Annotated in this window: 15 protein-coding genes; 3 read left to right on the top strand and 12 right to left on the bottom strand. The window is 69.8% G+C overall.

The features are described 5' to 3' along the window. From AAG816_RS26600 to AAG816_RS26565, 8 genes are all read right to left on the bottom strand, one after another. On the bottom strand, positions 1-2,078 hold a 2,078-nt coding region (locus AAG816_RS26600; RefSeq protein ID WP_341992739.1), incomplete at its 3' end, for a TIGR02302 family protein. Between the two features lie 247 nt (positions 2,079-2,325). Then, complete coding sequence (locus AAG816_RS26595) at positions 2,326-2,691, bottom strand: PRC-barrel domain-containing protein (RefSeq protein WP_341992738.1); 366 nt, start codon at positions 2,689-2,691, stop codon at positions 2,326-2,328. A 55-nt stretch (positions 2,692-2,746) separates the two neighbouring features. After that, positions 2,747-3,049 carry a PRC-barrel domain-containing protein gene (locus AAG816_RS26590; RefSeq protein WP_341992737.1) on the bottom strand — a complete coding sequence of 101 codons (303 nt, stop codon included), beginning with the start codon at positions 3,047-3,049 and terminating at the stop codon, positions 2,747-2,749. Positions 3,050-3,162: 113 nt separating this feature from the next. Next, a complete protein-coding gene (locus tag AAG816_RS26585) occupies positions 3,163-4,227 on the bottom strand; it encodes an imelysin family protein (protein ID WP_341992736.1) in 1,065 nt (354 codons plus the stop codon). A 124-nt stretch (positions 4,228-4,351) separates the two neighbouring features. Beyond that, positions 4,352-4,717 carry a helix-turn-helix domain-containing protein gene (locus AAG816_RS26580; RefSeq protein WP_341992735.1) on the bottom strand — a complete coding sequence of 122 codons (366 nt, stop codon included), beginning with the start codon at positions 4,715-4,717 and terminating at the stop codon, positions 4,352-4,354. After that, entirely contained in the window at positions 4,714-5,328 is a 615-nt protein-coding gene (locus AAG816_RS26575) for a Smr/MutS family protein (protein WP_341992734.1), read from the bottom strand. The genes AAG816_RS26580 and AAG816_RS26575 overlap by 4 nt, the downstream gene beginning before the upstream one ends. Beyond that, the gene (locus AAG816_RS26570) at positions 5,325-6,452 is read right to left on the bottom strand and encodes an MltA domain-containing protein (RefSeq protein ID WP_341992733.1); all 1,128 of its coding nucleotides are present in this window, start codon (positions 6,450-6,452) and stop codon (positions 5,325-5,327) included. The genes AAG816_RS26575 and AAG816_RS26570 overlap by 4 nt, the downstream gene beginning before the upstream one ends. A 260-nt stretch (positions 6,453-6,712) precedes the next feature. Further along, positions 6,713-7,435: a Tim44/TimA family putative adaptor protein gene (locus AAG816_RS26565; protein ID WP_341992732.1), complete on the bottom strand. Its 723-nt coding sequence runs from the start codon at positions 7,433-7,435 to the stop codon at positions 6,713-6,715. A 278-nt stretch (positions 7,436-7,713) separates the two neighbouring features. Between AAG816_RS26565 and glk the strand changes: the two genes are divergently transcribed. Next, positions 7,714-8,658 (top strand): glucokinase, encoded by a 945-nt coding sequence (gene glk / locus AAG816_RS26560; RefSeq protein ID WP_341992731.1) that lies wholly within the window; start codon positions 7,714-7,716, stop codon positions 8,656-8,658. Positions 8,659-8,667: 9 nt separating this feature from the next. On the opposite strand, the gene AAG816_RS26555 is transcribed toward glk, so the two are convergent. Beyond that, positions 8,668-9,561, bottom strand: a complete 894-nt coding sequence (locus AAG816_RS26555) for a LysR substrate-binding domain-containing protein (RefSeq protein ID WP_341992730.1) — start codon at positions 9,559-9,561, stop codon at positions 8,668-8,670. A gap of 112 nt (positions 9,562-9,673) precedes the next feature. Between AAG816_RS26555 and AAG816_RS26550 the strand changes: the two genes are divergently transcribed. Further along, a complete protein-coding gene (locus tag AAG816_RS26550; RefSeq protein WP_341992729.1) occupies positions 9,674-10,594 on the top strand; it encodes a DMT family transporter in 921 nt (306 codons plus the stop codon). A 12-nt stretch (positions 10,595-10,606) separates the two neighbouring features. Here AAG816_RS26550 and AAG816_RS26545 read toward each other — a convergent pair whose 3' ends face one another. Next, positions 10,607-11,371: an RNA pseudouridine synthase gene (locus AAG816_RS26545; protein WP_341992728.1), complete on the bottom strand. Its 765-nt coding sequence runs from the start codon at positions 11,369-11,371 to the stop codon at positions 10,607-10,609. 256 nt (positions 11,372-11,627) lie between these two features. On the opposite strand from AAG816_RS26545, the gene AAG816_RS26540 reads away from it, so the two are divergent. Continuing rightward, on the top strand, positions 11,628-12,155 hold the full coding sequence (locus AAG816_RS26540) for a hypothetical protein (RefSeq protein ID WP_341992727.1): 528 nt from the start codon (positions 11,628-11,630) through the stop codon (positions 12,153-12,155). A 63-nt stretch (positions 12,156-12,218) separates the two neighbouring features. On the opposite strand, the gene AAG816_RS26535 is transcribed toward AAG816_RS26540, so the two are convergent. Both AAG816_RS26535 and AAG816_RS26530 read right to left on the bottom strand, forming a co-directional pair. Continuing rightward, positions 12,219-13,262 (bottom strand): patatin-like phospholipase family protein, encoded by a 1,044-nt coding sequence (locus AAG816_RS26535; protein ID WP_341992726.1) that lies wholly within the window; start codon positions 13,260-13,262, stop codon positions 12,219-12,221. 16 nt (positions 13,263-13,278) lie between these two features. Then, a partial coding sequence (locus AAG816_RS26530) for an SDR family oxidoreductase (protein ID WP_341992725.1) occupies positions 13,279-13,588 on the bottom strand: 310 nt, incomplete at its 5' end.

Genomic DNA, 13,588 nt, shown 5'->3' with positions numbered 1-13,588 from the left:
TGGCCTTGTCCTTGCTGTCCTTGTTGCCCCTGCTGACCGCGCTGGCCCCGTTGGCCTTGCTGCCCCTGCTGGCCGGGGCGCCCCTCGCGATAGGTGCGGTCGCGCAGGCGCTGCTGCTCCTGGATCATCGCCCCCAGTTCGCTCTGCTGCTGCTGGCCCTGCTGGCGGCCGGCCTGGCGATTGCCGGGCTTCATGCCGTCCATCATGGCCTGAAGCTCGTCCAGCAATTGCTTGGCGGCATCCCGCGAGCCGCTGCGGGCCAGGTTCTCGATGCGGTCCACCATGCGCTGGAGATCCTGCGGGCGGACCACGCGGGTGTTCTGGTCCAGCGGCCGGGCGTCGGTGCCGCCGTCGCGGCGGGCCTCCTCCGCCAGCTGGCGCATCATCTTGTCCATGGCCTGGCGCAGATCCTTGGCCAGGCGCTTGATTTCCTCGTCGCTGGCACCGCGCTGCAGCGCCTCGCGCAGCGCTTCCTGCGCCGCCCGCAATTCGCGCTCGGCGGCGCTCAGCGTGCCGTCCTCGATCAGCACCGCCACGTCCCACAGATAGTCCACCACGCCGCGCAGATCGTCGTCGGAGCGGGCATTGCGCAGGCGGTAGTAAGCGGTGCGCAGGCCGAGATATTCGGCGGAGGGGATGGCGAACTGGTCCGGCGCCAGTGTCAGGCCGGCCAGCATGGCTTCCACCCGCGTGCGGGTGCTGGGGTCGAGGGCCAGCCGGCGCCGCTCCTCGATCAGCGCGCGGGCCACGGGTTTGGAAAACGCCCGGGCGGGAAGGCGGAAGGTCTTGGTTTCGCTCACCCCTTCATTGCCCGCCTCGTCGCGGGCTTTCAGCGTCACCTGCACCCGCGCCCCGGCCCAGGGGTGGGTCACCAGATCCTTGGTGGTCTGGCCCGCGCCGCCCTTGGCGCCGGTCTGGGGCAGGGCAAGGGCGAAGTCCGGGGGCGGCACCAGCGGCGTGGCCAGCACCGGCGCGGGCGAGCCGGGCCGCGGGAACAGGCCGCGCTCCGGCGGCGTGGGGGCGAAGATCGCCTGCGCCTCCTTCACCCCATAGTCGTCCTCCACCCGATAGCTTAGCACCAGCGCATTGCGCGGGCCGGTCTGCGGATCCTTGGCGAAGGCGATGCTCGGCTTGCCGTCGGCGATGGCGGCGATGCGCCAGCTCACGGAGTGCTGATCGGGGCCGGTAAACTGGACACTGCCGGCCTTCGCCACCGTGAAGCGGCGCTCAGATGCACCCTGGCGGGGATCCGGCTGGGCCGGGGGCGCATCGGCGGCGGGCTTCAGTTCCTCAAGCCCGCCCTCGATCTTGAGCGCATCGGTGGCGATCCCTGCCGCACGCACCACCAGGACGCTGCCCACGGGCACCGACACGGCGGCGGCCTGGGTGGTGGTCGGGTCGTCGGACCGCAGGCCCGGAAGCACCAGGGGCGGACGGCCGGTATAAGCGGGCGGATCGATCCAGGCGTCGAGCCGATAGGCCTGGGGCGTCACCGCCCCGCGCCAGTCGAACGCGGTGCGCACCCGGCTCCAGTGACTCCCCGGGGCCAGGAAGAAGGCGGCCACCAGGGCCACCAGCGCCAGGGCGCGGACGGCCCGCGGATCGCGGGCGGCGAGGCCCGGCGTGGGAATTCCGGCGCGCAGGGCGCGGGCGGCGGCGATGGTGCGGGCGAGATGGGCGCGCCACAGCGCCGCCCCGATGGGATCATCCGGCTTGGTGGCCAGGGTGTCGCCAATGGCCGTGGCCGGGCGGTGGATCAGGCCGCTGGCCTGATCCAGCCGGCCCAGCGCCTCGGCGCGGGTGGGCCGGCGCAGACGCAGGACGGGCCAAAGCGAAGCTACCGTAAGGGCCGCAAACAGCAGTACGCCGATGATCCGGCCGATGGGCGGCAGCACCAGCCACAGCCCGGCCCAGGATGCGATCAGAAATAGTGAAATGGCGACGCCGACTGTCACCAGGGCGGGCCAGATACGCTCCCAGAGGACCACGCGCTGGGCCCGCAAAACCGCGCGGTCCAGGAGGACCGTGGCGTCGGTGTCCGCGGGACGCGGCGTCTTCGCTTGCGGTGTCGCCGTCACGCACCCTCCGCCTGGACCATAAGCCAACCAAGAGGGCAGCTTAACACGCATGCGTCCGGAGGCCAGCGCGGGCGGGGCTGCAGGCGGTCACAAGCATGTTTGGCGCGCAACGGCCGGCGCCCGAACGGCAGGATACGGCCGGCACGCATGTGCGCCGCCCGTACCCCGGCTCAGCCCTGGCCTGCGGGTGCAGGGCAGGGCGGTTTGGATTCCGGCGCCCCAAATGCCAAGGGGCACCGGCTTTCCGTCACATGCCCCAGTAATAGGGCGCGCGGTAATAATCGTGGACGCGGGTTTCATAGTCGCGGTCCCAGCGGGGGCTGTCTTCGGCGCCGTAATGGGGCGCACCTTCCAACTGCTCGCGGTTGAGGTTGACGACATAGCCGCCCTGATCGACATTGTAATTCAAGGTCGACCACGGCAGAGGGTGATAGCTCTCACCCATGCCGAGAAAGCCGCCGAAGGACATGACGGCATAGGCGACCTTGCCGGTGCGCTTGTCGATCATCACGTCGTGGATCGAGCCAAGCTTTTCCGACGCCGTATTGTAGACCGCGGTTCCGGAGACCTTGTCGCCGGAAATAAGGTTGGTGGTTTCGTCTTTGACATCCATGGCGTATCTCCTCGTTTATAGAGGGATAACGCCACGGAAGCCTATGCGTTCCCCCTCAGGCGACGGCCACATAGGGGGAAAACGCGCTCTCGCCATTGGACTGGGTGAGCGGGATTCCCAGCACATAGCCACCTTGCCGGGCGTCGTAGACCAGGCCATGCCAGGGCACCTGATGAAAGGTGCCGCCGATGCCCAGGAGGCCACCGAACGTGACGATGGCGCAGGCGATCTTGCCCGTCGTCTTCTCGATCATCACATCCTCCACCTTGCCGAGATGGTTGCCGTCGGTGTCATAGACATCGGTGCCGCTGACCTTGCCGATGGAAATGAGCGAGGCGGTTTCGTCTTTGTGCTCCATGGGTGCTCTCCCGCTTGCCCCGTCACACGGCGCGGCCGGGGGCTTGCGGACCAACCCGACCCGACGCCAGAGGTTCCATGGCGGTTTCCGCTACGGAAGAGGGGAGCGGCCCTTCAATCCCCGTCCAGGGCATTGAAGCCCAGGGGCACGCCGAGGCGTATGGCCAAGGGATCCACCAGGGCGCGTTGGGCGATTTTGAAGGCGGCCACCGCCGCTTCCAGCTGCGGCCGCCGGCGCGGGTCCGCCGCCGCCGCGCCCAGGTCGGTCGGCAGATCATCCGCGGCCTGTTGCGCCCCGGCCAATGCCTGGAGCACGATGGCCTTCGCCGGATCGGGCAGCGGCTCCGCCAACTGACGGGCCAGCGCGTTGGCGCTGCCCAGCTGCAACCGAACGATGTCGGCTTCCCGGCCGGAGAGGCGCCCCTCGCCGGCCAGCGGGCGCACCTCGTCCATGGATCGGCCCAGCACCGCCAGGAGATTGAGGTCCGCCACCGCCTGATAGGCGGATGCCAGATCGGTCAGCATTGCCGAGAGCAGCCGCTCGCCCGTCGCCAATTCCACCGGGGGGCCATCGCGCCGCCTGAGATCGGCCAGTAGGCCACGGGTGTCGTCCCCCCAGCCGGCGCGCGTGTCGCCGGCGATGGTGGCAAGGTTGAGCGCGATGGCGAGGCCCAGGGCGCAGCGGCGTTCCGCGCCGACGCCCGAGGTCAGGGCGGTCGATGCATCGGCCTCGAACAGCAGCCGCTCCATGGCCGGAAGACCCTGCACCGCAACGCTCTGGCGGGTGAAGCGGCCGGGCGATAGCCTGTCATCCTCCCGCCCGTCGAGCACGTCCGCCATGGCCCGGGCCACCGCCTGGCGGCGGTCGGGATAAAAATTGAAACGGTCGTAGCGCAGGCCCGTCCCCGCCGGACCGAAGCTGATGAATGAGACCTGGGTCCAACTGTCCGCGACCGCGCGGAAATCCGCCCGGAGACGATCCACCTGCTCGGCTTGCGGCGCGGCGCAGAAGGCGCGCCAGTCCCGTTCCTGTTGCGCCGTGGTGCCCACCAGGGCGTCGTAGCGCGGTAGTAGCCACGGTTCCAGGACCGCAACGGCATCCAGCGGCGCTGCCGCGGCGCCGCCTATCACGGAGCCGATCATGAGGCAGGCAAGGCCAATCGCGCGAAGGGGCAGCATGGCCAGCACGGGACACCTTATGTGAGTTGTATGATTTAACCGGCCGACGGTTGGTTGCTACCGAAAGATAGCATGGGTCGGCCCCTGCGCGCCACGGGGGCGCGGTTTTTGACAGCCGGGCGGTTCAGGCCCGTTTGCGCAGGATTTTCAGCCGCCCCAGCAGCTCCGCCACCGCTTCCGGCGGCAGGTGGGCGATTTCCAGCGCCAGCAGGTTGGCCAGTTCCGTGGCTTCCGGCGAGAGCCCCGCCGTATCCACGGTGACGCGCGGATGGGAGACCTCCGCCAGGCGTTGCAAGTCCTCCGCCTCGTCCCAGATCACGTTGAAATAGGCGATCGCCCGCTGCACCAGCGCCCAGGTGGGCTTGCCGCGCTTGCCGTTCTCCAGGGCCGACAGATAGGTCGGGCTGACGCCGATGGCGGCGGCCATGTCCGACAAGGTGGCCCCGCGCGCGGCACGCAATTCCCGCAGGCGCCGTCCGAACGGGGTCACGGCAGCGCCCGCCGGCGCCGGATGCGCACATAAAGCGCGCCGTCCCCACCATGGGTGCGGGTGGCGGGCTCAAAGCCGACCACGAACGGGCGCAAAGCGGAATCGGTCAGCCATTCCGGCACGATGCGGCGCAGGACGCCGCGACCGCCCTCCAACCCGCCGCGCCAGTTGGACAGGTCGTCATCCTCCCGCGCGCCCTTGCCGGTGATCACCAGCACCAGGGTGTGGCCCATGGCCTGGGCCTCCATGATGAACAGGCGCAGGCGGCGATGGGCGGCGGCCTGGGTCAGTCCGTGCAGATCGAGGCGCGCATCCACCTCGGCGCCGCGGTTCAGTCGCCGCCGCACCTTGGGTTCCAAAGCGGCGAGCGGCGGCGGGGGTGGGGGCGCCATCGGCCGGATCGGCGCTCCGGGCGGGGCGCGACGTGCCCGTGGCGCGGCCGGCGGATCCGGGAGCGCCGGCTCCGGGGGCGGAACCGGCGCTGCGGGCGGCGGCGCGATCGCGTCCGGGGCCGCGCGCACCGGGCGCAGCGGCTGCACCGAGCGGGCCACATGATCCCAAAGGGCGCGCTCGTCGGGATTGAGAAGGCGTCGGCGGCCCCTGCGGGTCATGGTGCCGAAGCTCCGCCGGACAGGCGCGGCACCAGGATGAAGAAGGCGCCCGGATCGCGTATCCGCCCGGCAATGCGTCCGGCCTCCGCTCCGGCGCCGAAGAAGATGTCCGCCCGCGCCGGGCCGACGATGGCCGAGCCGGTATCCTGGGCGATCATCAGATGCTGGAACGGGGTGTCGGAGACCGTGCTGCGCAGCGGCAGGCGGGCATCGATGAAGAAGGGGGTGCCATAGGTGTGCAATTCACGATCCACGGCGATGGATCGGCCGGGGGTGAGGCCCACGCCCTGGGCGCCGAGCGCCCCTGCGCCCGATGCCAGCGGCACGGCGCGGAAGAACACGAACGAGGGATTCTCCCGCCGCAGGGCCCGTCCCGCCGCCGGGTCGGTCTCCATGAAGCTGCGGATGCGGTCCATGGACATCTGGTCGCGGGGCACCTGGCCGCGCTCGATCAGCAGGCGGCCCACCGGCACATAGGGTTGGCCATTGTGGCCGTCATAATTGAGCCGCAGCACCTGCCCGTCCGGCAGCCGCACCCGCGCCGAGCCCTGGATCTGCATGAAGAACAGGTCGATGGGATCCTGCAGCCAGCAGATTTCCAGGCCCCGCCCGGCCAAGGCGCCATCCTCAATGGCGGCGCGATCCCAATAGGGCACGAGGCGCTCGCCGTCGTAGCGCGAGACCGCGCCCTTGTTGCCGTCCGCCTGCGGGCGGGCGGGCACGAGGTCCAGGGGTCGGCCATAGACCGGCACATTGAAGCGGTCCGTCCGCACCGGCGAGCCGTCCACCTCCGGCTCGTAATAGCCGGTGAGGAAGCCCGCTGGCCGGGCGGTGGGCTGCAAGGCGAACGGCCGGAAATTGGCCTCGAAGAACAGCCGGGCGATGCCTGGCGCCGGTGTCGCCGTGCCGAGGGCGCGAGCCGCGGCACAGGCGCGGTTCAGCCCCGGCACGAGCCGTGGGTTGGAGACCGGGCCGACCTCCGCCGGGGTCTTGGACAAAGCGGCGCAGGACTGCAGGAAGGTGGCGAAGGCGGCGGCGGCATCATCCCGCGCCCAGCCGGGGATCCTGGCATAGGCGACCGGCTGGAGCGTGGCGCCGGCCATCGCCGGCACGGGCGTCAGCATCGCCGTCGCCTGCCGTGCCGGCAGCGCACCCGCCAGGGGGCGGTCGGACCTCGTCGACGCGGTGTCTCTTTGGCCGGCAACAGCCGGCGCAAACTGGGCCGATTGACTCAAGGCCACACCGGCGGAGGCGGGCGTGACACCATGCCCGATCACCGTACCGGCGAGCAGGAGCAGCACATAAGTGAGCGCTGCCCGCGCCACCGGCCGTCGGAGCCGCTCGCTGGCGTGTGCTGCGCGCGGCAACCACATGGGTCCAGGCCTTATTGGGCGGCTTCGGTGGCAACCAGCTTCCAATTGGGGTCGCGGGCGCCGAGATCGCGGGCGAAGGTCCACACATCGGTGACATCGGCCACCGTGTCCGGGCTGCCGTCGATGACCTCGCCCTCGCGGCCACGGGTCACGGAGATCAGCTGCGACACAAAGCGCAGGGTGAGCTGCGCGGTGCGACCCCGCACGCTGGCTTCCACCAGTTCCGCCCGCTCGATGGCCACGAAGCGCGATTCCATGGTCTCGCCCTTGGCCTCGCGCTCGCCGATGGCGGTGACGAAGCCGTCATAGACCTCCTTGGAGAGCAGATCCTTCAGCGACTTGCGGTCGCCGGAGGCGAAGGCCAGCACGATCATCTCATAGGCGGACTTGGCGCCGGTGATGAAGTGCTTGGCATCGAAATCCGGTTCCGCCGCCACAATCTGGTCCAGCGCACCGGCCAAGGGCGAACCGGGCTGGGTGACCCCCTCCCAGCGGAAGGCGCCGGGCAGCGGCGCGGACGCGGGGCCGGGCACCGGGTTCGGCGCCAGATCGGTGGTCCGCTCCGGGAGGTTCACCACATTGTCGGTGGGCGCCGGCGGCGGCCGCGTGGTGTCGCGGGAGAACGGATCATAGGGCGGCCGCTCGCGCCCGCTGCGCTGGCCGAGCACGCTGCGCAGCCGCACGAAGATGAAGACCGCCAAGGCCAGGAAGATGATCGTATAAATATCGAGCACTGCGCTTCGCCATGCTGCCGGTACGCCCGCCGGTGAGCGGGGCATGCCAGTGTTGTCCCTGCCACGGAGCCCGCGCACCGCCGCCATATGGCGCGTGCCTCGCTGCTCCCCTTCTTATGTACGCCGCCGGCTGGCAAGCGCCAGCCCCTCCGTCGCATCACCTTAGGGGACCACGACGGCGGATGCCACCTTTGCGCGCGTTGGAGCGTTACCGTCCGTGCCTGGACATCAAAGCTCCAGCCTGTACGTTGCCCACCCTGAATATCCGGAGCCCCCTCATGGCATTGACGGTCCTGCTGGCAGATATTGGCGGTACGTCCACACGCATTGCGCGCGCGGGTGCCGATGGCCGCCCCTTCGACCTGCGGGTGGAAGCCAATGACGGCTATGAGACGCTGGAAGACCTGTTCAACGCTTATTTCGAGGCCACGGGTGGGATTCGCCCGCAGCTGGGGGTGTTCGCCGTGGCCGGGCCGGTGGACGGCGAAACGGTCCAGATGACCAACCGCGGCTGGTCTTTCACCCGCCAGGACCTGGCCCGCACCCTCGGGCTCCAGGAATTAACGGTGATGAATGACTTCGCCGCTCTGGCCCATGGCGTGCCGACCCTGACCCGTGCCGATTTGATCCAGGTCGGTGTCGGCAAGGCGGCGCCGGCGGCGCCGATCCTGGTGTGCGGGCCGGGAACGGGGCTTGGCACCGCTTTGCTGGTGCCGCAGGGCGAGGAATTCGAGGTGCTGCCCAGCGAAGGCGGCCATGTGCGCTTCGGCGCCGTGACCGCGGACGAGGCCCGTGTTCTCGCCCATCTGGTGCGCGATGTCGGCCCGGTGAGCGTGGAGCGGGTGCTGTCCGGCTCGGGCCTGGCGCGGCTGCACCAGATCCTGAGCGGGGAGACGCTCACCTCGCAGATCATCATCCGCTCGGCCTTGCAGGGCCAGCGGGCGGAGCGCGAGACCTGCAACGTGTTCCTGCGCATCCTGGGGCGCATTCTGGGCGACTTCACCTTGCTGTTCGATGCCCGAGGCGGGGTCTATATCCCCGGCGGCGTGGCCGCGGCGCTGGCGCCGCTGTTCGCCGATTCGCCCTTCCGCGAGGCGTTCGAGGACCATCCGCCCTATCACCATCGCCTGGCGGGCATCCCCACCCATGTGGTGGTGCATCCCACGCCGGGATTGGCCGGCACCGCCGCCATCGGCCGCAAGCTGCTGGCCGTCCGGGCCTGAGCGAACCGCTTACGCGGCGCGGGGCACCGGGGCGGATGACAGCAGGGCCGCGGGGGTGGCGCAGAAGGCCGCCACCACATCGGCCAGGGCGTCCGCTGCCGGCCCGGCACCGTCGCGGACGCACAGGCACAGTTCCGACGCCTTCACATCCGGCAGGCCATTGGCCTCGCCCAGCAGCTGGTGGGTGGGCAGGAGCGCGCGACGCTCCAGCAGGCCGACCCCCAGCCCGTATTCCACCGCCGCCTGAATGCCGCTGAGGTTGGGGCACTCATAGGCGATGCGCCACGACCGGCCGGCGCGCTCCAGGGCATCGATGGCGCGGTTGCGATAGAGGCAACCCAGCGGAAAGGCCACCAGGGGCACCGGCTCGGAGCGGTCCGCCAGCAGCAGGGCAGCGTCCGCCGGTCCGATCCAGACCAGATGTTCCGCCCATGCGGCGCGGGCACCGGGGCGGCCGGGCTCGCGCTTCAGCAGCACCACGTCCAATTCCCCACGGTGCAGGTCCGCCTCCAGGTCGAGGCTCAGGCCGCACCGCACCGAGAGGCGCAGGTCCCGGTGGGCGGCGGCAAAGGCGGCCACCGCCTTGGTCAGGCTTGCCACCGGAATGTCGTCGGGCATGCCCAGGCGCACGGGGATGATCGGCGCGGTGGTGGAGAGCGCCGCCTTGGCCTCGGCGGACAAAGCGAGGATGCGCCGGGCATAGCCCAGCAGCCGCTCGCCGTCGTCGGTCAGGCGCACCGTGCGGCCGGTGCGGGCGAACAGCGGCCGGCCGGTGGCCATCTCCAGGCGGCGGATCTGCTGGCTGACGGTGGATTGGGTGCGATGGACGCGCTCGCCGGCGCGGGTGAAGCCGCCGGCGTCCACGACGCAGACGAAGGCGTGCAGCAGATCCAGATCGAGCATGGGGCCTCCGGCGCGCAGCGGAAACAAGCATTTAGATTTCCACTATTACGCATCAAAACATCGAATTTCTCAATCCATGCGCGGCGTGTCTTTCTGCGCGGAGGAGATGCCCATGCCCGCCGCCAAATTGTCATCCGCCGTCCCCGCCGCCCCCATGGGCAAAGGCACCGCCGCGCCGGTGAAGGCGACGCCGCTGCTCATCGCCTTGTTCTGCGTGCTGTGGAGCTCGGCCTTCGCGGCGGCCAAGATCGGTCTGCTGTATTGCCCGCCGCTGTTGCTGCTGGGCGTGCGCTTTCTGTGCGCCGGGGCGCTCATTCTGATCGCCTGCGCCCTGTTCGGCGCCCTGCGCCCGCTCTCCCGCCGGGACTGGGGCGCGCTGATTGTGGCCGGGGTGCTCAACAATGCCGCTTATCTCGGGCTGAGCTATACCGGCACGGTCACCGTCTCGTCGGGGCTGACGGCGGTCATCATCTCCGCCAATCCGCTGCTGACCGCTCTGCTCGCCGGGCCGGTGCTGGGCGAACGCCTCACCGTCCGCAAGCTGGGTGGGGTGCTGCTGGGCATGGTGGGGGTCGCCATCGTGCTGCGCTCGCGCCTCGCCGACGCCCATGAGGATTTGCGCGGCACGCTGTTCGTGCTCGCAGGTCTGGTGGCGCTCACCGCCGGGACCTTGGTGTTCAAGCGGCTGAAGACCGCCGCCGGCCTCTGGCAGGCGAGCGGCATCCAGAGCCTGGCGGCGGGCATCGCCTTGCTGCCGGTGGCCCTGGCCACCGAGAATCTGGCCGCCGTGCGCCTCACGCCCGACCTGCTGATGAGCTTTGCCTATCTGGTGGGGCCGGTGTCCATCGGCGGCTATAGCCTGTGGTATTTCATTCTCGGACGCTCCAGCGCCACCGAGGCGACGGCGCTGCATTTCATCATGCCGCCCCTGGGGCTGTTCTTCGGCTGGCTGCTGCTGGGCGAGTATATCCCGCCGCTGGATTTTCTCGGCGTGCTGCCCATCGCCGCCGGCATCTGGCTGGTGACCCGCTGAGGCGGGCGGCACTCAGGAAAACGCGCCGTCCGCCGCTGCGGCCAGCGCCACCGGATCGAGCCCCAGCGCCGCGAACGTCTCCAGCATATGCTCCGGGAACGGCGCCTGCACATCCAGCGGGGCGGCATTCTTGGCCACCGGCAGCACCACGCGGCGGGCGTGCAGGTGCAGCACCGGCCCGCCGGGCAGGCGCGAGGCGCCGCCATAGATGGCATCGCCCAGGATCGGGAACCCGAGATTGGACAAATGGGCGCGCAACTGGTGGGTGCGCCCGGTGAGTGGCGACAGGGCCAGCACGGAAAGCCCCTCGGCGCGGCCGATCACCCGCCAATCGGTGATCGCCTCCAGGGCGCCGGGGCTGCCCTTGGGCACCGCCTGCATCCACCAGCCGCGATGGGGCGAGCGCTTGGCCAGCGGCTGGTCGATGCGGCCGCTCTCTTCCAGGGGCGCGCCCTTGATGACGGCCACATAGGTCTTGTCCACCTTGCCCTCGGCGAACAGCTTGTTCAGCAAGGCCAGGGATTTGGCATGGCGCCCCAGCACCAGGCAGCCCGAGGTGTCCTTGTCCAGCCGATGGGCCAGTTCCGGCATCCGCGGCAGGCCGAAGCGCAGGCCGGGCAGATGGTCGTGCAAGGTTTCCCCGCCCTTGGGGCCGGGATGCACCGGCAGGCCGGACGGCTTGTCCAGCACCAGCACCATGGCATCGCGATGCAGCAGCCGCGCGGCGAGCGGGGAGGGCGCCTCGGGGGCGGGACTGGGGGCTGGGGACGGCGTCATGGGGCAGGTTCGCGGGCCGGAGGAAAGTGGGTCGCCCCGCAGGTGCGGCGGGCCGGATGACCCGCAGATAGCATGGTTTGCCGCGCCATGGGGGCTGCGGACCATCGCCCGGGAAAACCCTGTGCGGCAAGGCTGCAACCCCAGCTGTCACAACCGCGTTATGCAAATGCCGGATGACCCCGGCTCCGCTTCTGGAGGTATGGTGGTTGCATAAGCAGCGCCCCGCTCAGGGGCCGAACGCCAAGGGAGATCGACCGTGGCCCATACCCGCAAAAATGAACGCCGCCTGCTCGCCGACACCGAGATGGAGTTTGTGGAGAAGGCGCGTCACCCCATGCTGGCGGATCTCAGCCATGGCGATCTGCATGCGCTGATCCAGCATCTGCGCGACCGGCGCGACCGGGCCCAGACCATCGCCAACAATCAGCGCCGGGCCATTCGCGGCAAGGGCCGCACCGAGACCACCTTCGTTCTGGCGGATGCGGGCAATCGCGAGAAGGCCTCCATTCTCACCGACGCGCTCACCCGCGCTCGCAAGGAAGCGGTGCGCCGCGCCGACAAGGAGGCCCGCGACGCTTTGGTTTCCAGCGCCCGGCGGGCCCTGGAGCTGAAGCGGGCGGCCGGCGGGCCGCACCATCCCGACGCCGGCTTCCGCGCCAATGAGGGCATGCATGCGAAGGAAAAAACCCGGGTGGATGCCATCGGCCGCGTGGGCGAGGCGGGCCGGGTGACCAAGTTCGTCGCCACGGCCCAGGCCATCAAGGATTCCCGCGGGCAGGACTGAGCCTCCCCCGCTGCGCGCCTGACATCGCCGCGCCCCGTGCGGGTGCGGCGGACCCTCAGACGATCAGTCGTCCGCCAGTTCCAGCCGCAGGTCCAGGGTGCTGCGGCGGCCGATGTCGTCATAATGCGCGGTGAGGAAGTCGTCGGCGGCGGCGCGGCCCACATCGCGCAGATGCTGCAGGAAGGCCCATTCCGGGTTCAGCTTGGATGACAAATCGAGATCCGCCAGCTGTTCTGCCCCGCCCACCCGATGCAGCCGCACCCGGCGGAAGCTGGAGCCGCCGAGCGTCCAGCGGGTCAGCAGCCCCTGCTCGATGAGCTGGGAGGCATGGTCGATGGCCCGCAGCTGCGCCAGCAGCGAGGCGTTGAAGGTGATCTCATTGATGCGGTTCTGGATTTCCGCCGCGGTGCGGGGCGTCTCCTCGCGCAGGATCGGGTTGATCTGCACCAGGACGATGTCGTCCGCCTCGGTCTGCTCATAGAGCGGGAACAGCGGCGGATTGCCCATATAGCCGCCGTCCCAATAGGGCACGCCGTCGATCTCCACCGCCTGGAACAGTTGCGGCAGGCAGGCGGAGGCCATCACCGCTTCCGCCGACATCTCCTCATGGCCGAAGATGCGGGCGCGCCCGGTGCGGACATTGGTGGCGGAGACGAACACCTTCACATCCGAGGCGCGGATGGCCTCGAAATCCACATGGGCGATCAGGATGTCGCGCAGCGGATTGATGTTGAGCGGGTTGAAGTCATAAGGCGACAGAAACCGCGAGGCCACATCCATCGCCAGATAGGCCGGGTTCTTGGCCAGGGACCAAGTGCCCAGCAGCCGGTCGAAGGCGGTGCGCTGCAGCGGCGACATATGGCCGTCGCGGGAGACGTCGCGCCAGAAATGGCTCAAGGCGGCGCGGGCTTCGTCCACGCCGCCCTTGGCCAGGCCCGAGGCCAGCACCACCGCATTCATGGCCCCGGCACTGGTGCCGGAGATGCCGGAGATCACCAGCCCCTCCTCCTCCAGGAGGCGATCCACCACCCCCCAGGTGAAGGCGCCATGGGCGCCTCCGCCCTGGAGGGCGAGGCTGATGCTCTTGGGGCGGCCGCGCCGGCTCATGGCCGGGTCGGATGGCTCACTCGGCCACCCAGCCGCCGTCGATCTGCTGCATGGAGCCGGTGATGGAGCGGGCATTGTCGCCCGCCAGGAACACCGCCAGCGCCGCCACTTCTTCCACCGTGACAAATTCCTTGGTGGGCTGGGCGGCCAGCAGCACGTCCTTCTTCACCTGCTCCTCGGTCATGCCGCGGGCCTTGGCGGTGTCGGGGATCTGCTTTTCCACCAGCGGGGTCCACACATAGCCGGGACAGATGGCGTTGCAGGTGATGCCGAAGGTGGCGGTTTCCAGCGCCACCACCTTGGTCAGGCCGGCGATGCCGTGCTTG

The organism is Azorhizobium sp. AG788, from assembly GCF_943371865.1.
GTDB lineage: Bacteria > Pseudomonadota > Alphaproteobacteria > Rhizobiales > Xanthobacteraceae > Azorhizobium.
Note: the sequence above shows the minus strand (reverse complement) of the source record. Positions and strands in the feature narration are given on the sequence as shown.